At 64.8% G+C, this 19,612-nt stretch carries 19 protein-coding genes and 1 pseudogene; 15 read left to right on the top strand and 5 right to left on the bottom strand.

From position 1 onward, the window contains the following. The first annotated feature begins 3 nt into the window (after positions 1-3). Both QY049_RS01610 and QY049_RS01615 read left to right on the top strand, forming a co-directional pair. On the top strand, positions 4-210 hold the full coding sequence (locus QY049_RS01610) for a CbtB-domain containing protein (RefSeq protein ID WP_194475723.1): 207 nt from the start codon (positions 4-6) through the stop codon (positions 208-210). A gap of 10 nt (positions 211-220) precedes the next feature. Next, positions 221-1,012, top strand: a complete 792-nt coding sequence (locus tag QY049_RS01615) for a CbtA family protein (protein WP_301268683.1) — start codon at positions 221-223, stop codon at positions 1,010-1,012. A gap of 37 nt (positions 1,013-1,049) precedes the next feature. Here QY049_RS01615 and QY049_RS01620 read toward each other — a convergent pair whose 3' ends face one another. Next, positions 1,050-2,117, bottom strand: coding sequence for a nickel/cobalt efflux transporter (locus QY049_RS01620; RefSeq protein ID WP_301268684.1), 1,068 nt, complete (start codon positions 2,115-2,117; stop codon positions 1,050-1,052). A gap of 4 nt (positions 2,118-2,121) precedes the next feature. Continuing rightward, positions 2,122-2,400 carry a metal/formaldehyde-sensitive transcriptional repressor gene (locus QY049_RS01625; RefSeq protein WP_063706516.1) on the bottom strand — a complete coding sequence of 93 codons (279 nt, stop codon included), beginning with the start codon at positions 2,398-2,400 and terminating at the stop codon, positions 2,122-2,124. A gap of 168 nt (positions 2,401-2,568) precedes the next feature. Here QY049_RS01625 and QY049_RS01630 point away from each other — a divergent pair, with 168 nt between their 5' ends. The 3 genes from QY049_RS01630 (at position 2,569) to QY049_RS01640 (ending at position 5,845) form a co-directional block, all read left to right on the top strand. Then, positions 2,569-2,919, top strand: a complete 351-nt coding sequence (locus tag QY049_RS01630; RefSeq protein ID WP_301268685.1) for a hypothetical protein — start codon at positions 2,569-2,571, stop codon at positions 2,917-2,919. Between the two features lie 393 nt (positions 2,920-3,312). Further along, positions 3,313-5,037, top strand: coding sequence for a dihydroxy-acid dehydratase (ilvD, locus tag QY049_RS01635; RefSeq protein WP_301268686.1), 1,725 nt, complete (start codon positions 3,313-3,315; stop codon positions 5,035-5,037). After that, complete coding sequence (locus QY049_RS01640) at positions 5,024-5,845, top strand: tetratricopeptide repeat protein (RefSeq protein ID WP_301268687.1); 822 nt, start codon at positions 5,024-5,026, stop codon at positions 5,843-5,845. The genes ilvD and QY049_RS01640 overlap by 14 nt, the downstream gene beginning before the upstream one ends. Positions 5,846-5,860: 15 nt before the next feature. Here QY049_RS01640 and xth read toward each other — a convergent pair whose 3' ends face one another. Continuing rightward, on the bottom strand, positions 5,861-6,658 hold the full coding sequence (gene xth / locus QY049_RS01645) for an exodeoxyribonuclease III (protein ID WP_258766797.1): 798 nt from the start codon (positions 6,656-6,658) through the stop codon (positions 5,861-5,863). A gap of 133 nt (positions 6,659-6,791) precedes the next feature. On the opposite strand from xth, the gene QY049_RS01650 reads away from it, so the two are divergent. Then, complete coding sequence (locus QY049_RS01650) at positions 6,792-9,122, top strand: ATP-binding protein (RefSeq protein ID WP_301268688.1); 2,331 nt, start codon at positions 6,792-6,794, stop codon at positions 9,120-9,122. 226 nt (positions 9,123-9,348) lie between these two features. Here the strand turns inward: QY049_RS01650 and QY049_RS01655 are convergent, their stop codons facing one another. Both QY049_RS01655 and erpA read right to left on the bottom strand, forming a co-directional pair. Next, positions 9,349-10,251: a hypothetical protein gene (locus QY049_RS01655; RefSeq protein ID WP_367401168.1), complete on the bottom strand. Its 903-nt coding sequence runs from the start codon at positions 10,249-10,251 to the stop codon at positions 9,349-9,351. A gap of 257 nt (positions 10,252-10,508) precedes the next feature. Beyond that, complete coding sequence (gene erpA, locus QY049_RS01660) at positions 10,509-10,838, bottom strand: iron-sulfur cluster insertion protein ErpA (protein ID WP_301268690.1); 330 nt, start codon at positions 10,836-10,838, stop codon at positions 10,509-10,511. Between the two features lie 109 nt (positions 10,839-10,947). Between erpA and QY049_RS01665 the strand changes: the two genes are divergently transcribed. The 9 genes and pseudogenes from QY049_RS01665 (at position 10,948) to tatC (ending at position 19,514) form a co-directional block, all read left to right on the top strand. Continuing rightward, a complete protein-coding gene (locus QY049_RS01665) occupies positions 10,948-12,156 on the top strand; it encodes a deoxyguanosinetriphosphate triphosphohydrolase (RefSeq protein ID WP_301268691.1) in 1,209 nt (402 codons plus the stop codon). Between the two features lie 9 nt (positions 12,157-12,165). After that, positions 12,166-13,956, top strand: a complete 1,791-nt coding sequence (argS, locus tag QY049_RS01670; RefSeq protein WP_301268692.1) for an arginine--tRNA ligase — start codon at positions 12,166-12,168, stop codon at positions 13,954-13,956. A 141-nt stretch (positions 13,957-14,097) separates the two neighbouring features. Next, positions 14,098-15,630, top strand: coding sequence for an SPOR domain-containing protein (locus QY049_RS01675; RefSeq protein ID WP_301268693.1), 1,533 nt, complete (start codon positions 14,098-14,100; stop codon positions 15,628-15,630). A 271-nt stretch (positions 15,631-15,901) separates the two neighbouring features. Continuing rightward, positions 15,902-16,033, top strand: a pseudogene (locus tag QY049_RS01680) (beta-hexosaminidase); the annotation flags it as partial. A 77-nt stretch (positions 16,034-16,110) separates the two neighbouring features. After that, complete coding sequence (locus QY049_RS01685) at positions 16,111-16,950, top strand: ScpA family protein (RefSeq protein WP_194475739.1); 840 nt, start codon at positions 16,111-16,113, stop codon at positions 16,948-16,950. A 21-nt stretch (positions 16,951-16,971) separates the two neighbouring features. Beyond that, a complete protein-coding gene (gene scpB, locus QY049_RS01690; protein ID WP_194475740.1) occupies positions 16,972-17,715 on the top strand; it encodes an SMC-Scp complex subunit ScpB in 744 nt (247 codons plus the stop codon). 167 nt (positions 17,716-17,882) lie between these two features. After that, a complete protein-coding gene (locus QY049_RS01695; protein WP_027529733.1) occupies positions 17,883-18,116 on the top strand; it encodes a twin-arginine translocase TatA/TatE family subunit in 234 nt (77 codons plus the stop codon). A gap of 88 nt (positions 18,117-18,204) precedes the next feature. After that, positions 18,205-18,705 carry a Sec-independent protein translocase protein TatB gene (tatB, locus tag QY049_RS01700; RefSeq protein WP_258766803.1) on the top strand — a complete coding sequence of 167 codons (501 nt, stop codon included), beginning with the start codon at positions 18,205-18,207 and terminating at the stop codon, positions 18,703-18,705. Next, positions 18,702-19,514: a twin-arginine translocase subunit TatC gene (tatC, locus tag QY049_RS01705; protein WP_194475742.1), complete on the top strand. Its 813-nt coding sequence runs from the start codon at positions 18,702-18,704 to the stop codon at positions 19,512-19,514. The genes tatB and tatC overlap by 4 nt, the downstream gene beginning before the upstream one ends. Positions 19,515-19,612: the final 98 nt, after the last annotated feature.

Here is a 19,612-nt window from a genome sequence, read left to right on the forward strand (position 1 = left end):
ACCATGAGCCAATCCCAGCTCGCCGACGCCCAGGCCACGACTCAGGTCACGCTTCCGGTCGCCGCCGGGCAGGTGGGACGGCTGTCGCAGGCTCTGATGGCCATGGTGCTCGGCGTGTTCGTCGTCGGCATGGTCGGGTTCTCCCACATCGACGTCGTCCACAACGCCGCTCACGACGTCCGCCACTCGAACGCGTTCCCCTGCCACTAACCGCGATGGCATGAGCACGTTTCGTTCGATCGTCTTCGCGTCGGTCATATCAGGCTTCATCGTCGGTCTCATCGTCACTGTCGTCCAGCAGTTCGGCACCGTCCCCCTGATCCTGAAGGCGGAAGTCTTCGAGAAGGCGGCCGAGACGCATCGGCATGACGCAGCGCTCGCGGTGCAACCGGCGGCGACCGGGCACGACCACGCCGGCCATGAGCATGGCGCCGGCGACCACGACCATGGCGCTGGCGACCACGACCATGGCGCCGGGGCCTGGGAGCCGCGCGACGGTTTTGAGCGAAACGCCTATACCGCTGCCGCCAACGTCCTGACGGCGATCGGCTTCGCGCTGCTGCTGGCCGGCTTCTTCGCCGTGCGCAGCGGAACGACCGGTGCGAGCGTGCCCTGGCACGAAGGTCTGCTCTGGGGCCTCGCCGGCTTTGCCGTCTTTACACTGGCGCCGGGCCTCGGCCTGCCGCCGGAGCTGCCCGGCGTGCCCTCGGCGCCGCTGCTGTCGCGGCAGATCTGGTGGCTCGCCGCCGTGCTGGCGACATCAGGAGGGCTCGCTTTGATCGCCTTCCGCCGCACGGTGCCGGCGGCAATATCAGGCGTGATCCTGCTGATCTTGCCGCATCTGATCGGTGCGCCGGAGCTCGCCAATATCGAGACCAACGTGCCGTCGTCGCTGACGCATCAGTTCGTCACCGCGGTGACGGTGACGAGCCTGGTGTTCTGGACGCTGCTGGGCGGTCTGACCAGCACCGTGTTTGCGCGTTTTGATCGCAGCGCGGAGCAGCGCGCTTAATACGCGCCTGCGACCCGTTCCGGGCGTCAGTCGTCGCTCACAACATCAGTTCGTGCAGCCCCGTCCAGCCGGTGTAGAGGCCGACGAAGACGATCAGGGCTGCCGAGACGTAGGGCGCGCGGCGCGCGTAGCGGGTGAAGCCGCCCCAGTGACGCTCGACGTGGCGCAGGCTGAGGGCTGCGAGAACGCCGGCCGACACCATCGTGATCGCGAGCCCGATGCCGAAGGACAGCACCAGGACGAAGCCGAGGCTGAACTGCTTCAGCTGAATGCAGAGCAACAGCACGGTGATGGCGGCGGGGCAGGGGATCAGTCCGCCGGAGAGGCCGAACAGCACGATCTGCGCCGTCGTGACCGTGCGCCCTGCGAAGCGCTTGCGGATGTCGGCGGCATGGGCACGCGCGTGCGCGTCGTCCTCGTCGCCGAGATCGATATGGTCGTGATCGTGCTCTTCGAAGATGATCTCGACGGCGTCGGCGCCCAGGGTCACGCGCGCCTTGAACGCATGCGGCTCGGGGATCTCGTCGATGCTTTCGAGATATCCGTCCCGGGCGGCAAACGCGAAGGTCTGCTTCGCGCCGTCCTCGCGGATCGTGGTCACCTTGACGTCGCCGGCAGAGGGAAGCGCATCGCCTTCGCTCCGGATCCGCCAGCGCGGCGGCACGCCGTCCTCGAACACTTCCAGCGACAACGACGACCCGGCGAGGGACATGGATTGTGGCTCGTCGTGATGATGATGGTCGTGCTCGTGTTCGTGGTTCTGATCCCGCCAGGTGCGCCAGACCATCCAGCCGGCGATGCCGACGATGATGACCGCGGACACCAGTTGCAGATACGCCTCGCTGCGTTCCCCGGACAGTTCCTGGCCGAAATACAGCCCCGCGAGCGCGACAGCCCAGACGATCGCGGTGTGGGAGACGGTCGCCGACAGGCCGAGCAGCACGGCCTGGAACACGGTGCCCCTCACCGCGATGATGAAAGCGGCCATCATGGTCTTGGAGTGGCCTGGCTCGAGTCCGTGCAGCGCGCCGAGCAGGATGGCGCTGGGTACGAACAGCCACGCGTTCGCGCTGCTCTGCTGGAGCAGGTGAGACAGGTCGGTCATCTCTTCACTTCAAATAGGTTCGGACGACGTCGATCAGGTCGGCGGCGCCCTTGGCCTTTTCCGGATCCTTCTCGTGCGCGGGATCCACGACGTGATGGCGGATATGGTCTTCCAGCAGTTCGGTGGTGAGGCCGCTGATCGCACCCTTCACCGAAGCCACCAGCATCAGCACGTCGGCGCAGCCGATCTCCGACTCCAGCGCGCGTTCGACGGCCTCGAGCTGCCCCTTGATGCGCCGGACGCGGCCGATGAGCTTCGACTTGTGCTTGATCGTGTGTGACATCAGGGTAAGATAGGGGGGTACCCTATGTGAGTCAATGCGCGTTTACCGCGGGGCAGTGGGCGACCGGTAACGGGGGACGGCACTACCGCTCGACTTTCTGCGTCTTGCTCGGCCTGAAAGGGACTAAGGTTGACGCAGCCCTCACTCACGGAGGTGCCTGAAATGTTGATGCGCGCACTTGTTCTCGGAGCTTGCCTTCTGCTCGCGAGCGCACTGCCGGCCGATTCAAGGGGAAGCTCGCCATCCAAGGACGATCCCTGGAATCCCGAGCATATCGGCGCCCTGCCGCCTGAAATCCGCCAGTACATTGCGAGCCTGTGCAGAGGACCGGCCAGCGCCCAGCACGACTTCGCAACCTATTCCCCGGCCGAGAAGCGCTGGCGCATCAACATCGAATATCTCCGTTGCGAGGGGCTCACGGAGGTCCGCCACGGCCAGCAGTGCATCGACCTCGACTTCGTCGAGGTGGGCTCGCATTTCCGGCTTGCGAGAAAGCAATATCGCGACTGCGGTTTCTGAAAATCATGATTTCGCTTGCTTGGTCGCTCCGACTCAGTCACGGCGCCGCGCGCCATCGCCGTCAAGCAGGTCGCGCGCCCCGCATCATGAAATCAGAGATTGCGAGATGTCATCTCTGCGAGGGTATGGGAGTAAGCCGGCGCGTGTCTTCCCGGTAACGATTGTGCTGTCAGAGCAACACTCACAGCGGATTTAACCCTCATCACCAGTCGTTCGCATCGACGCCGCTTTTTGGCCACACCTGAACATGAATAAAATCTCTCTAATGTTTCAGGGGCCGGCTGGTCCCTTGCAGGCGGCGGGAAATCCCAAGGTCGATTCAAATCTTGGGTCTGATGTTCCTGAACTGACAAGGGTTGGCCAAGGAAACTGGACCCGAGGAAACTGGTCGCGATGGACGCCAAGGCCAACATCAAGCAGAGGCTGCCGAGCCGTCACGTGACGGAAGGCCCCGCGCGCGCGCCTCATCGCTCCTACTTCTACGCGATGGGTCTGACCACCGAGCAGATCCATCAGCCCTTCGTCGGCGTCGCCTCGTGCTGGAACGAAGCCGCCCCCTGCAACATCGCCTTGATGCGCCAGGCGCAGGCGGTGAAGAAGGGCGTCGCGTCCGCCGGCGGCACCCCGCGCGAATTCTGCACCATCACCGTCACCGACGGCATCGCCATGGGTCATGACGGCATGCGTTCCTCGCTGCCGTCGCGCGAATGTATCGCCGATTCCGTCGAGTTGACCGTCCGCGGCCATGCCTACGACGCGCTGGTTGGGCTCGCGGGCTGCGACAAGTCGCTGCCGGGCATGATGATGGCGATGGTCCGCCTCAATGTGCCCTCGATCTTCATCTATGGCGGCTCGATCCTCCCCGGCAATTTCCGCGGCCAGCAGGTCACCGTGCAGGACATGTTCGAGGCGGTCGGCAAGCACTCGGTCGGCGCCATGTCCGACGAGGACCTCGACGAGATCGAGCGCGTGGCGTGCCCCTCGGCGGGCGCCTGCGGCGCACAGTTCACCGCCAACACCATGGCGACGGTCTCGGAGGCGATCGGGCTGGCGCTGCCTTACTCGGCCGGCGCCCCCGCACCGTACGAAATCCGCGACGCGTTCTGCATGACCGCCGGCGAGAAGGTGATGGACCTGATCGCGTCCAACCTTCGGCCGCGCGACATCGTCACCCGCAAGGCGCTCGAGAATGCCGCGGCCATCGTGGCGGCATCCGGCGGCTCGACCAATGCTGCACTGCACCTGCCGGCCATCGCGCATGAGGCCGGCATCAAGTTTGACTTATTCGACGTCGCCGAAATCTTCAAAAAGACACCTTATGTCGCGGATTTGAAGCCGGGTGGCCGTTATGTCGCCAAAGACATGTTTGAAGTAGGTGGCATACCGCTTCTGATGAAGACGCTGCTCGACAACGGATTTCTCCACGGCGACTGCATTACGGTCACCGGTCGAACGATCGCCGAAAACCTCAAAAGCGTGAAATGGAATCCGCACCAGGACGTGGTGCACCCGGCGGACAAGCCCATCACCGAGACCGGTGGTGTGGTCGGTCTGAAGGGCAATTTGGCGCCAGAAGGTGCGATCGTGAAAGTCGCGGGAATGTCCAACCTCAAGTTTACCGGTCCGGCCAGGTGCTTCGACCGTGAGGAGGATGCGTTCGAGGCTGTCCAGAACCGCACCTACAAGGAAGGCGAAGTCATCGTGATCCGCTACGAGGGCCCCAGGGGCGGCCCCGGCATGCGGGAGATGCTCCAGACCACCGCGGCGCTGACCGGCCAGGGCATGGGCGGCAAGATCGCGCTCATCACCGACGGCCGTTTCTCCGGCGCCACGCGCGGCTTCTGCATCGGCCATGTCGGGCCGGAGGCTGCGGTCGGCGGGCCGATCGGGCTGCTCGAGGACGGCGACATCATCGAGATCGACGCCGACGTCGGGACTCTTAACGTAAAATTGAGTGACGCTGAGCTGGCTCAGCGCAAGACCAAATGGAGCGCTCGCGCGACTAACCATACGTCGGGTGCGCTCTGGAAATATGCTCAGCAGGTTGGACCAGCGGTCGGGGGGGCAGTGACCCATCCGGGCGGCGCGCACGAGAAACAGTGCTATGCGGACATCTAGGCGTGCCATAGTTGCGTTTGTGTTCGGGGCTACCGCGCTGGCCGCGCCGGCGCTCGCCTTCGACGGTGCGCCTGTCAACCCGAAGGATGCGGCCATCCCGGTCGTGACCACCTTGCCCGGCTCGGCGGCCGCAGTGCGCAGGTCGGCGCCGGCCGCGCCCCAGGAGACCTCGCTCAGCGCGCTGCAATATGCCGCCGAGGGCGGTCATCCCATTGCGCAATGGAAGCTCGGCCGCATGTACGCCAGCGGCGACGGCGTCGCCCAGGACGATGTGCGCGCCTTCGACTATTTCACCCGGATTGCGAATGCGCACGCCGAAGACAGCCCGTTGACGGCCCAGGCGCAGGTCGTGGCCAACGCCTTCGTCGCGCTCGGCCGCTATTATCTGAACGGCATCCCCAACTCGAAGGTCAAGGCCGATCCTGACAGGGCGCGGGAGATGTTCTCCTATGCGGCGTCCTATTTCGGCAATGCGGATGCCCAATACGATCTCGCCCGGCTCTATCTGAAGACGCCGGACGCCTCGCGCGAGGATTTCCGTTACGGCGCACGCTGGCTCGGCCTTGCCGCCCAGAAGGGCCAGCATGAGGCCCAGGCGCTGCTCGGCCAGATGCTGTTCAACGGCGACCGCCTGCCGCGGCAGGCCGCGCGCGGCCTGATGTGGCTGACGCTCGCGCGTGACAGTGCCGGCACCGATGAAGTCTGGATCAAGGAAAACTACAACCGCGCCTTAGCCAAGGCGTCGGACGACGACCGCGCCATGTGCCTGCAAATGCTGGAACAGTGGGTGCAAGGCCGTCGCGAGTAATCTGGTGAGGCGGCCTTACGCCGCCTCCAGATCCAGATCCGCCCACACCGGCACGTGGTCCGACGGCTTCTCCCAGGCCCGCACATAGCTGTCGATGCCGACATTGGCGAGCTTGTCGCTGGCTTGCGGCGACAGCAGCAGATGGTCGATGCGAAGGCCCTGGTTCTTCTGCCAGGCCCCGGCCTGGTAGTCCCAGAAAGTGTAGAGCCCGCCCTCGTCGGTGACGGCGCGCAAGGCGTCCGTCAGGCCGAGGCCGAGCAGGGACTGAAAACTCTCGCGTGTCTCGGTCTTGAACAGCGCGTCCTCGGTCCAGGCGGCGGGATTGGAGACGTCGCGGGCGTGCGGGATGACGTTGAAGTCGCCTGCGAGGATGAGCGGCTCCTCGGTCTTGAGGCGCTCCTTCGAATACTCAAGAAGCCTGGACATCCATTTGAGCTTGTAAGGGTATTTCTCGGTTCCGACCGGATTGCCATTGGGCAGGTAGAGGCAGGCAATGCGCAGCACGCCGCGCTTGAGCGTCACCACGCCTTCGAGGAAGCGGGCGTGCGAATCCTCGTCGTCACCGGCGAGCCCCGACTTGGTCTCGTCGAATTTGAGCCTGGAGAGCAGGGCGACGCCGTTGAACGTCTTCTGCCCGTGGGTCACCACGTTGTAGCCGAGCGCCTCGATTTCCAGCCGCGGGAACGCCTCGTCGACGCATTTGATCTCCTGGAGGCAGACGATGTCGGGCTGGCACTCCTTCAGCCACGTCAGAAGAAGGTCGATCCGCTGCCGAACCGAATTCACGTTCCAGGTGGCAACTCTGATGGGCATGGGGGCGGCTCCGGGCAGGGGCCATGGTTAGAACAAACTGCCAACGCGCCCGTCAAGGACGCCGCAAAATCTCCCACAAAATTAACCCGGCTTAAGGCGGGTCTGGGCCATTGATGCGGAAAAGGTTTTTCGAATGGGATGGCAGGACAAATCTTCACAATCCACTGAGCCGCGCGACGGCCTGTTCGGCGCATTCCTGTACTGGCTCGGCGGCTTCGAGATCGAGGACGGCCTGATCGCCGGTCTCAGCGAGCGCGAGCTGCGCCGCATCCGCGCCAAGCAGATCGATGCGGTGACGAGGGCAATCCCGGTGACGATGGCCGTCACCATGCTCAACGTCGCCATCGTGCTGATCCTGTTCTGGGGCAGGGGCTGGAACGACTTCCTCGCGATCTGGGGCGCAACCCTCACGGCGGTCGCCTCGCTCGCGGTGCGCTCATGGCAGCGCTCGCACCGCAATCCACCGCAGGAAGCTTCGCCGCGCGCGGCGCGAAAGATGATGCGGCAGGCATTCTTCCTCGCCGCGATCTGGGGCACGCTGCCGCTGGCACTGTTCAGCCAGGTCGGACCGACCAGTCAGCTCATCCTGGCCTGCCTGATGGTCGGCATGATGTCCGGCGGCGCCTTTACGCTGTCGACCTTTCCGCGCGCCGGCCTCGTCTATCTCGCGACCATGACTGTGGCCTGCGCCGGTGCGCTGCTGCTGTGCGGCACGGGGCCCTATCTGGTGACCGCGGTGTTCCTGATGCTGTTCGCGTTCTTCATGGCGCGTAACATCGTCTCGCAGGGCAATCTGTTCCTCGGCAATCTCAAGGCCCAGCTCGAGCTCGAGCGCCAGACCGAGATCATCTCGCTGCTGCTGAAGGATTTTCAGGAGAACGCCAGCGACTGGCTGTGGCAGACCGACGCCGACGGGCATCTCACCGACGTGCCGCAGCGCTTCGCCGACGTCGCGCAGCTGCCGCTTCCGCTGCTGAAAGGATCTCTGTTCGCCGACGTGCTCGACATGCTCTGCCCCGAGGACAAGGCGGCCGCCTACAACGTCGTCGGCCTGATGGAGCATGCCGAGCCGCTGCACGAGATGAATTTGAAGGTCGTCGCCGGCGGCGAAGCGCGGCTGTGGTCGCTGACCGCAAAGCCAGCCTATGACCGCGATGGGCAATTTCTGGGCTATCGCGGCTTCGGCCGCGACGTCACCGAGCGCTGGCGCGCGGAGAAGGCCGAAGCCGAGAGTCGCGCCAAATCGGATTTCCTCGCCGTGATGAGCCACGAGATCCGCACGCCCATGAACGGCGTGCTCGGGCTTGCCAGCATGCTGCTCGAAACCGATCTCGATGCGGAGCAGCGCGAAGCCGTCATCACGATCCGCGAGTCCGGCGACAATCTCCAGCGCATTCTCAACGACATCCTCGATCTCTCCAAGCTCGAGGCCGGGCGCTTCCAGTTCGAGGCGATCGACTTTGCGCCGCAAGCGCTGGTCGAGACGCTTGCGACCGTCGTGCGCGCAAGCGCCAAGAGCAAGGAGCTCCTCGTCAAGGTCGAGCTCGATCCGAACCTGCCGCCGACGCTGCGCGGCGACGTCGCGCGCATCCGCCAGGTGCTGCTCAATCTCGCCTCCAACGCGGTGAAGTTCACCAACCATGGCGAGGTGACGATCAAGGCCGTGTGCCAGGCGCGCCGCGATCTGCTCGCGACCGTCGAATGGATCGTGACGGACAGCGGCATCGGCATTGCGCCCGAAAAGCTCGGGCAGCTGTTTTCGGACTTCGCCCAGGCCGACGCCTCGATCAGCCGCCGCTTCGGCGGTACCGGGCTCGGCCTTGCGATCTCCAGGCGCATCATCGAGCAGATGGGCGGCACCATCGGCGTCACATCGGCGCCGGGCGAGGGCTCGACCTTCCGCTTCACGCTGGTGCTGCCCTGGAGCCAGGCGCAAACGTCCGACCATGACGCAGGCCGTGACGAGATCGACGAGCTCAAGGCCCGCATTGCGAGCCTCGACCGGCCGCTGAAGGTGCTGGTCGCGGAAGACGATGCCGTCAACCGCATGGTCGTGAGCAAGATGCTGGGTGCGTTCGACGTCGAGCTGCGCGTCGTCACCGACGGTGTCGAAGCCGTCGCGGCCGCGTCCGAAGCCGACTACGACATCGTGCTGATGGACGTGCGGATGCCCGAGATGGACGGCCTTGCCGCGACCCGCGCGATCCGCGCGGAGGGAGGGCGCTTCGCGGCGTTGCCGATCATCGCGCTGACCGCCAACGCCTTCCCAGAGGACGTCAGGATCTGCCGCGAGTCCGGCATGTCGGACTTCCTGGCCAAGCCGCTGCGCAAGCCCGCGCTGGCCGTAGCCTTGTTGCGTGCGCTGGATGGGCACGTGATGACGGAGGAGGCGCCGCTCCGGCCGGAACTGATGCCTGACGAGGTCGAGTGGACGGACGAGGAAAGGCAGATGACCGGGGCGTAAAGCGGAATGCGTTTTGGTTGAATCGGTGTAATCCACGAACTCCGAACACCTCTCCCGTAGGGAGAGCTCGGATCGCATCGAAGATGCGGTCCGGGTGAGGGGCTCTGGTCTCACTGTTGGGCGCAGCCCCTCACCCGGATTGCTGCGCAATCCGACCTCTCCCCGCTGGGGAGAGGTGTAGAAGGCCGGCCGATCGAACCTCCACCGTCATGCTCTAACGCGGCGCCTAAAGCTTTCCATAGACTCGCGCTGCGACCGCTTTCAGATGCTCGACCGAGCCTGATTCCGGATGCGGCTTGACCGGCGCGAACAGGATCGAAGCCTGCCTGCCGTTCTTCCAGACAAAGATGTTGACGGCGTTGCCGTTGCCCTTGGTGCAGGAATGCTCGCCGAACGCTTCGCTGCCGAGCTCGGGGATCGCCACGTGCTGGCAGGGACCCGCGCGCTTCATCATGCTGATGACCGTGTCACGCGACATCGTGATCACCGCAACAGCCATGGTGTTGGCCTCGCGATCGAACATCATGCAGCTGCCGGCGCCGGTTCGCTGGACCTGCAGCGTGCTCTTGTCGAGAAAGCCGTCGGCATCCGTGGCGTTGAGCCATTCGCAATCGCCGAACCGCTCGCTGCTCTTGGTCACATTGGCGATGGCAATGCGCGCGGCTTCGGTGACCGGCCCGAGCAGCGCGCTATCGGCGCGCCGGCCGGTCGGATAGACGCTGATCTGGAGAATCCAATCGCCGGACAAGGCGACGACCGAGGCCTCCTGGCGCTGCGCGTCAGCGGCGGTCGTCCCGCCCTGGCCTTCCTCACCAATCCCGGACACCGCGCCAAGCGGCATGCGCTCACCGAGCGTCTTGACGAAGGTCGCATACAACTCCTTGGCGCGGTCCTTGTCGGGATTGCGGAACACGGTCAGCATCATCGTGTCGCCGCGCCCGCCCTGATAGATGCAGCCGCGGCCGTCCTGATTTGAAATCAGCGACCATTTGAGCGCCGGCATCGCGCCGGTGAGCTCCTGGGCGCTGATGAACGGGCAGGTGACGGCAGCATGCGCGGGAGGCATGGGGAGGGCTGCGATTGCGAGGAATAGGGCGAGGCAACAGAGCAGACGATCGAGAATGCGCATTGGATAATTGACTACCGCTATCGGCGTCGCTGAAGAGATTTCTAGTCGGAAATTTGGACTGGGGCAGGCGGCCGCTTCGGCGTTGGGCTGAACCCGCCGCGTATGCGTTCCGTTAAGCTCCCCTTGGAGACCTCGCGATGATCACACCTTACCCCTGTTTTGCCCGACGGGTCAAATGATTTTCGTAAAAGCCGAAATGCGCCATGCCGGCGTCCCGGCTACTGTGCATGGGGTTGTTTTCGAGATTTTGTGTCGGGCTAGATCGAGAAGCTGGTGCCACAGCCGCAGGAGGCCGTCGCGTTGGGATTATTGACGCGGAACGAGGCGCCGATCAGGTCGTCGACGAAATCGACCTGCGAGCCCGCCAGGAACGGCTGCGAGGCGGAATCGACCAGGACCACCGCGTTCTCCTGCTCGATCACGAGATCGTCGTCGCCGCGCGCGCGGTCGATGTCGAACTTGTACTGGAAGCCGGAGCAGCCGCCGCCCTCGACCGAGATGCGCAGCATCGCGCCTGTGCCTTCGCCCTTGAGGATCTCCGCGATCCGGCGGGCGGCGCGGTCACTGATGGTCACAGGGGTGGTCATAGTTCGTCTCCGATAGGGCCACGTCATACCCAATTCATTTGGTATCCCGCGTCCGGCATAGTTAAGTGCAAGGATACGCAGAATCAAATGGATAGGGACTAAATTCGTCGTGTCCGTCGGAATGGCAGCCCCCCGCGCGCCCTATGCCTGCGACCCCGAGCGCAGCCGTGGCCGGCTGGTCGCCGAGCCGCCGAGCCGGACCCGGAGCCCGTTCCGGCGCGATTGCGACCGGGTGATCCATTCGACCGCATTCCGCCGCCTGAAGTACAAGACCCAGGTGTTCGTGTTCCATGAGGGCGACCATTACCGGACCCGGCTGACCCATTCGCTTGAGGTGGCCCAGATCGCCCGGGCGCTGGCCCGGCAGCTTGGGCTCGACGAGGACCTCACCGAAACCCTGGCGCTCGCCCATGATCTCGGCCACCCGCCGTTCGGCCATGCCGGCGAGCGCGCGCTGGACGCCTGCCTGAAGGATTTCGGCGGCTTCGACCACAATGCCCAGGCGCTCCGCGTCGTCGGCTCGCTGGAGCACCGCTATCCCGAGTTCGACGGGCTGAACCTGACCTGGGAGTCGCTCGAGGGTATCGTCAAGCACAACGGGCCGCTCACCGACCGCAGCGGCGCGCCTGTCGGACGCTATCGCGAGCACGGCATTCCCGTCGGCATCGCCGACTACATCAGGACCTACGACCTCGAGCTCTGGAGCTTCGCCTCGCTCGAGGCCCAGGTCGCCGCGATCGCCGACGACATCGCCTATGATGCCCATGACATCGACGATGGCCTGCGGGCAGGGCTGTTCCATCTCGACGACCTCAAGGTGATGCCGCTGACCGCGGAGATCATCGCCGACACCGCGGCGCATTACCCCGACCTCGAAGACGTCAGGCGCGGCGCTGAGCTGGTGCGCGAGCTGATCTCGCATCTGATCGGTGCGGTGTTCGCGGAGGCGCAGAAGAACATTGCCGCCGTCAGGCCGCAATCGGCCCAGGACGTCCGGCAGCAGAGCCGGGCGCTGATCGCGTTCCCCGCCGCGGTCGCCGAGGAGGAGGCTGCCATCAAGCGGTTTCTCTATGGGCACATGTACCGCCACAAGCGGGTGATGCGGGTGATGGCCGAGGCGGAACAGATCCTGTTCGACCTGTTTGCAAAGTACCTATCATCTCCCGCTGACCTGCCGCCGGAATGGCTGGTAGGGGCGCAAGGCGACGACGAGGGCGACCGGGCCCGGCGGATCGGCAATTTCATTGCCGGAATGACCGACCGTTTCGCCTTGACCGAGCACCAGCGGCTCTTTGACTCGACCCCGGATTTGCGTTAGGCGGCGGCCATGCCCGACACATCCTCAAGCCCGCATCTGTTCGCCGACGTGCTCGCACGCGTGCACGCCGCCTGCCGCGCGCTCGCCGCGGAAGCCAACTGGCCCGAGGGCATCGATTTTTCGCGCGTGGTGGTCGAGCCGCCGCGCGACGCCTCCCATGGCGACATGGCGACCAATGCTGCCATGGTGCTCGCGAAAGAGGCAAAGGCAAAGCCCCGTGACCTCGCCGAGCAGATCGCTGAGCGGCTGCGGGCGGATGCGCTGATCGCCAAGGTCGACGTCGCCGGACCCGGCTTCATCAACCTGACGCTGCAGCCCGCCGCCTGGGCCGAGGCGCTGCGCACGGTGCTGCGCGAGGGGAGCGATTACGGCCGCGTCCGCGGCGGCTCCAAGGTCAATGTCGAATACGTGTCGGCCAATCCGACCGGACCGATGCATGTCGGCCATTGCCGCGGCGCGGTGTTCGGCGATGCGCTGGCGAGCCTGCTGCAGTTCGGCGGCCACGACGTCACCCGCGAATATTACATCAACGACGCCGGTGCGCAGGTCGACGTGCTCGCGCGCTCCGCGTTCCTGCGCTACCGCGAGGCGCTCGGCGAGGATATCGGCGCGATCCCGGAAGGGCTCTATCCCGGCGACTATCTCAAGCCGGTCGGGCAGGCGCTGGCGAAGGAGCACGGCGACAAGCTGCGCGCGATGAGCGAGGCCGAGTGGTTGCCGACGGTGCGTGCCAAGGCGATTGCGATGATGATGGACGCGATCAAGGACGATCTCGCCGCCCTCAACATCCGCCACGACGTGTTCTTCTCCGAGCGCTCGCTGATCGAGAGCGGCAACAACAAGGTCGCCGAGACCATCGATTTCCTCAAGGCCAAGGGCGACATCTACGAGGGTCGCCTGCCGCCGCCGAAGGGCGCGCCGGTCGAGGATTGGGAAGACCGCGAGCAGCTGCTGTTCAAGGCGACCGCCTACGGGGACGACGTCGATCGCCCGCTGATCAAGTCGGACAATTCCTATACCTACTTCGCCTCCGACATCGCCTACCACAAGAACAAGTTCGACCGTGGTTTTGCGGAGATGATCGACGTCTGGGGCGCCGATCATGGCGGCTACATCAAGCGCATGCAGGCGGCGGTGAAGGCGACGACCTCAGGCAAGGGCGCGCTCGACGTCAAGATCGTTCAGCTCGTGAAGTTGCTGCGCAACGGCGAGCCGGTGAAAATGTCCAAGCGGAGCGGGGATTTCGTCACCTTGCGTGAGGTGGTGGATGAAGTCGGTCAGGACGCCGTTCGCTTCATGATGCTCTACCGCAAGAACGACGCGGTGCTCGACTTCGACCTCGCCAAGGTCATGGAACAGTCGCGCGACAATCCGGTGTTCTACGTCCAGTACGGCCACGCCCGCGGCCACTCGATCTTCCGCAATGCGCGCGCCGAGGTGTTCCCGGACCTGCCTGAGGATTCCGACAAGCGCATCTCTTGGCTCAGTGAGTCGGCCGTGGAACGGCTGTCGGACCCCGTCGAACTCGATCTTCTCAAGCACCTTGCAATTTATCCGCGGATGCTGGAAGCGGCAGCCAGCGCCCACGAGCCGCACCGTATTGCCTTTTATCTCTATGACTTAGCGAGCGAATTTCACGCACTTTGGACGAAGGGGCGCGATTTGCCCTATTTACGCTTCATTATCAATAATGATGCAGATCTTACGAAGGCGCGACTGGCCATGGTCCAGGGCGTCGTCTCTGTCCTGGCATCGGGCCTCGCCATCCTCGGCGTCCATGCTCCGGACGAGATGCGGTAGTTTGGGGCGAACTACTTAAGGGGAATATTTGGGGGTACCGGCAGAAGCCGGATCGCTTAGACTTGGTTGAAAGCCTTGTGGGTCGAAAGTCGTGCCTTGGTCGAGGGGCGCGCGGCTTTCCCGAAGGGACGCATCATCACGATGGCCGATCGATATCAGAACAGATCTCTTCCTTCCGATGACTATGGTCGCGACGCCGATCAGCATGGGAGGGCGGACAGCGATCCCTTGGCCGAACTCGCCCGCCTGATCGGGCAGACCGACCCGTTCGCAGCGCAGGGCCGGCCAGGCGCGCGCCCGGCAGCGCCCGCACCGACGCAGAGCTATCAGGACGACGATTATTCGCAGGACGACTATCGGCAGGACTATGCCGAGCCCGCGCCGCAGGCTCAGCCAGGGCCGCCCTCATGGATGCGCCGTGCCAACGTGCAGGCGCAGCCCGCGCCGGAGCCTGACGATCCCGTTGCCGTGAATCCGGTTCATCCGCTGCATCGCTATGCGGCCCAGCCGGCCGCGCCCGAGCCGCAGTATCATCCGCCGCAGCAGGCCTATCAGGGCCGCGCCTATCAGGATCAGGCTTATCAGGATCAAGCCTACCATCAGGATCAGGCTCAGCACCAAGCTTACGAGGCGCCCTACGAGCAGCCCGATCCGGCGCGCTACGACGATGCGCTCTATGGCCGGCTTGAGTCGGGCGAGCAGGATTTTCAGCGTGAGCCGGCCTATCCGGACGACCCCTACGCATTCCAGAGCGACTATCCCGAGGCCGATCTCGACGAGCCCAAGAAGTCGCGCGGCGGCATGATGACGGTCGCTGCGATCCTTGCGCTCGCAGTGGTCGGCACTGGTGCAGCCTTCGCCTACAAGACCTATATCGGCTCGCCCCGCAGCGGTGAGCCGCCGATCATCAAGGCAGACAACACGCCGACCAAGATCGTGCCGGCGCCGTCCGACTCGGCCAAGGTGCCGGACCGCATGGTGAGCGGCGACGGCAGCGAGAAGATCGTGCCGCGCGAAGAGGCCCCCGTCGACGTCAACGCCAAGGCAGCGGGTCCCCGCGTGGTGTTTCCGCCGCTGAACCCGAATGCGAATCCGCCGCCGGTTGCGAGCGTGTCGCCGTCCAATGTTCCGCCGCCGGGCGGTCCGGTTCCGAGCAACGGGACGATGCCGAACAGCGCGCCGCGCGCGATCAAGACCGTGGCTGTGAAGGGCGACCAGACCGACAGCGCCGTGCCGCAGGCCGCCGCGCCGTCGGCCAAACCAGCCGCTTCTCCGAAGCCGGCCGCCGCGCTGCGCACGCCGCCGACCTCGGCCAATGCCAGCGCCAACCAGCCGCTCTCACTGGCGCCGCAGGCCGAGCCGCCGCAGCGGATGGCTGCAACCAATCCGACGCAGATTGCCCCCGCGAGCAGTGGTGGCGGCTATGTCGTGCAGGTGTCTTCGCAGCAGAGCGAGGATAGCGCCGCCGCGTCCTACCGGGTTCTCCAGAGCAAATATGGCAGCGTGCTCGGCTCCCGCTCGCCGGTGATCAAGCGGGTCGATCTGACCGACAAGGGCAAGGGCATCGTCTACCGCGCCTTCGCTGGACCGTATGGCACGGCCGACGAGGCGGTGCAGACTTGCAACAATCTGAAGTCGGCCGGCCTGCCGTCTTGCTTCGTCCAGAGGAATTAGCGGCCGTTTCCTTGACCCCCTTTCCGGGGCAGCGTTAATCGGCCCTATGACCACGCGGGCCTTCATTACCGGCGTATCCGGAACGGAACTGACCGCCCCTGCGCGGGTGTTTGTCCGTGCCGAATGCCCATCGAACGCGATTCCCTTCAGGCTTGGCTTCGAGATATCGATGCAAGTCGCCGTCTCTGTTGGGGAAATGACGACGGCGCGGCTGATTGAGGCTAATCTCGCCGGTCACAGCATTCCCGTGGATGGCGCCGCCGACCCGGTCCATCCCATGACGACTTCTGCGACAATGATTGCTCAGGTGATTCGCAGCGCAATCGGGTTCCAGGGTTTGTTAATGAGTAATGACGTGCCGATGAAGGCGCTGGGGGGAAGCATTGGCGGGCAAAATCACGCCATGTTGGCGGCCGGCACGCCGCTTCACAGCAACGACAATGCGCAACGGGACGCATTGACCGCAACCACGGCATCCGCATGACCGCAGAAATTCTATCGTTTGAAACCGGCCGGCCCGCAGAGCTCGCCGAGGGCGAGCCGGCGTTGGTGGTCGACGTCGAGGGCTATGAGGGCCCGCTCGACCTGCTGCTCGCGCTGGCGCGGCAGCAGAAGGTTGATCTCGCCAAGATCTCGATCCTGGCGCTGGCCGACCAGTACCTCCACTTCATCGAAGCCGCACGAAAGATCCGGCTCGAGCTTGCCGCCGACTATCTGGTGATGGCCGCCTGGCTCGCCTTCCTGAAATCGCGCCTGCTGCTTCCGGAACCGCCGAGCGCGGAAGGCCCGAGCGCCGAGGAAATGGCGACCGCACTCGCCAATCGCCTGCGTCGTCTCGAAGCCATTCGCGAAGCGGCCAACCGGCTGATGAACCGGCAGCAATTGCTGCGCGACATTTTCCCGCGCGGCGAGCCCGAGCAGATCGCCGAGATCAGGCATCCGAAATACACCGCGACGCTGTACGATTTGCTCACGGCCTATGCCTCACAGCGCCAGTCGCGCGTGCTGGCGAGTGTGCATCTGGCCAAGCGTACCGTGTGGTCGCTCGCCGAGGCGCGCGCCACGCTTGAGCGTCTGGTCGGCAGCATCACCGAGCAGGACGATTGGGGCGTGCTCGACGATTTCCTGATCCGTCACGTCGCCGATCCGACGCAGCGCGCGACGGTGTTCGCCTCGAGCTTCGCAGCCGCGCTCGAACTCGTGCGTGAAGGTCAGCTCGAACTGAACCAGAAAGAGGCGTTTGCGCCCATCTATTTCCGCAAAGGGCGCCCGAAACCGGTCGCGGACGCAGCGCCTGCGCCCGATGCGCCGGTCGGTTAAGTGCAAGAAGGAGAAGCTGCCATGGCAAGCCTGGCTGAAGTGCGGGTAGAAGAGGCCGAGCCGATGGAGAACGAATCCCAGGCACGTCCCGAAGAATTGCGGCTGCTGGAAGCGCTGCTGTTCGCCTCGAGTGAACCGTTGGACACCGCGACGCTGGCCAAGCGCATGCCCGAGGGCGTGGACGTGAAGGCTGCGCTCGAGCAGCTCCAGGTCGATTATGCCTCGCGCGGCGTCAACCTCGTGCGGGTCGCCAACAAATGGACCTTCCGCACCGCCGGCGATCTCGCCTGGCTGATGACCCGCGAGAGCACCGAGACCAAGCGCCTGTCGCGCGCGGCGATCGAGGTGCTGGCGATCATCGCCTACCATCAGCCGGTGACGCGCGCCGAGATCGAAGAGATCCGCGGCGTCGTCACTTCGAAGGGCACGCTCGACGTGCTGCTGGAGACGGGCTGGATCAAGCCGCGCGGCCGCCGCAAGACGCCGGGCCGTCCGCTGACCTTCGGAACCACCGAGGACTTCCTGTCGCAGTTCACCTTGGAACAACTCGGCGATCTGCCGGGCCTCGAGGAGCTGAAGGGCACGGGCCTGCTGGATTCGCGCCTGCCGACCGGCTTCAGCGTGCCGACGCCCTCGGACGACCCGGCGCTGCGTGAGGACGAGGATCCCCTGGAACCGGGCGAGGAGCTCGATCTGGCGCTGGCGCCTGCGGTGGAGCCCGAGACCCCGCCGGAAGGCGGCAATGAGGGCGGCAGCGAGGAGTAATCCTCCGGCCGTCCACGGGGCCCCTTGCGGCCGGTTAACACTAGCAAGATTACGTAGTGCCAACAGCGAATTGGCACTGCCTTGGTCCTTGTTTTTGAGGCCTGCCAAGCCTACGTTCCGGTCAAGATCGGCCGGGTCCCGGCCATGCGCGTTTGGAGGGTTGCAGGATGGGTTCACTTAGCATTTGGCACTGGATCTTGGTGATCGCAGTGGTCCTGCTGCTGTTTGGCCGTGGCAAGATTTCTGATCTGATGGGCGACGTGGCGCAGGGCATCAAGGCCTTCAAGAAGGGCATGCAGGACGACGACAAGCCCGCCGAGAAGCAGGAGCCCTCGAAGTCCATCGAGCACAATGCCGCGCCGACCGCGGCACGGTCCGACGTCGGCAGCAAGGCCGTCTGAGCCAGGAGCACGCGAGACGCGGGAAGCGGACCCGATCCTGCACGTGAGGGATTGGGCCGGTCGTGGCTTCGCGTGAACGGAAGACGTCATGTTCGACATCGGCTGGAGTGAGCTGGTCCTGATCGGGGTTGTTGCCCTGGTCGCCATTGGCCCGAAGGAGCTTCCGGGCGTGCTGCGCATGGTCGGCCAGTGGATGGGCAAGGCCCGCAAGATGGCCGCCGAATTCCAGGGCCAGTTCCAGGAAGCGATGCGCGAGGCCGAGATGGCCGACCTCAAGAAGAGCTTCGACGAGGTCAAGGAAGCCGCCTCCGGTTTCACCGGCGGCGGTCTGATGACTTCCCTCCAGAAGGACGTGAGCGACGCGCTCCGCGTCGATGCGCTCGACAAGCCAGCCGAGACGCCGGCGACGGCTGCTGTCGAACCGCCGGCAAGCCCGACACCCCCCGAAGCGCCGACCCCCGAGACCTTCGTGGAAGCGGAGGCACATTCGGCCGCGAATGAGCCGCTCGCCATCACCCGTGAGGTCGAGCAGACACCGGTTGCGCAGGACACCGCATCCGAAGCGATCAAGGACGCCAAAGCGTCATGAGCGACGCCGATATCGAGGCCAGCAAAGCCCCGCTGATGGACCATCTGATCGAGCTGCGCTCGCGGCTGATCAAGGCGCTGCTCGGCTTTGGTTTGGCCTTCATCTTCTGCTTCTTCTTCGCCAAGCAGATCTACAACGTGCTGGTCTGGCCGTTCGTGTGGGTCGCGGGTGCAGAGAACTCCAAATTCATCTACACGGCGCTGCTGGAATACTTCATCACGCAGCTCAAGCTCGCACTGTTCGGTGCGGGATTCATCTCGTTCCCGATCGTCGCGACGCAGATCTACAAGTTCGTCGCGCCCGGTCTCTACAAGCATGAGAAGCAGGCCTTCCTGCCATATCTCGTTGCGACCCCGTTCTTCTTCGTGATGGGCGCGGCGCTGGTCTATTTCGTCGTGCTGCCGATGCTGGTGCGCTTCTCGCTGGGCATGCAGCAGGTGGGCGGTGACGAGACCGCGCAGATCCAGCTCCTGCCCAAGGTCGGCGAATATCTCTCGCTGATGATGTCGCTGATCTTCGCCTTCGGCATCGCCTTCCAGCTGCCGGTGATCCTGACGCTGCTCGGGCGGGTCGGCATCATTACGTCAAAGATGCTGCGCGAGAAGCGCCGCTATTTCATTGTTCTGGCCTTCATCATCGCAGCCGTGCTGACGCCGCCTGACATCCTCAGCCAGTGCTCGCTCGCGATTCCCCTGCTTGCGCTCTACGAGGGATCGATCATCGCTGTGTCGATGGTGGAGAAGAAGGCGGCTGCCTCGCAGGCGGCCACCGGTACGGACGTGTCGACGCCGGCCAATCCGGCGGAGTAGGGCACTTTCGCTCGATCATACCGCTGTACAGCCGATGATTCGTCATGCCCGGGCTTGACCCGGGCATCCACGACTTGATCTAAGGCGGTTGATACGTG

Source organism: Bradyrhizobium sp. WYCCWR 13022, assembly GCF_030435535.1.
In the GTDB taxonomy this organism is placed as follows: Bacteria; Pseudomonadota; Alphaproteobacteria; order Rhizobiales; family Xanthobacteraceae; genus Bradyrhizobium.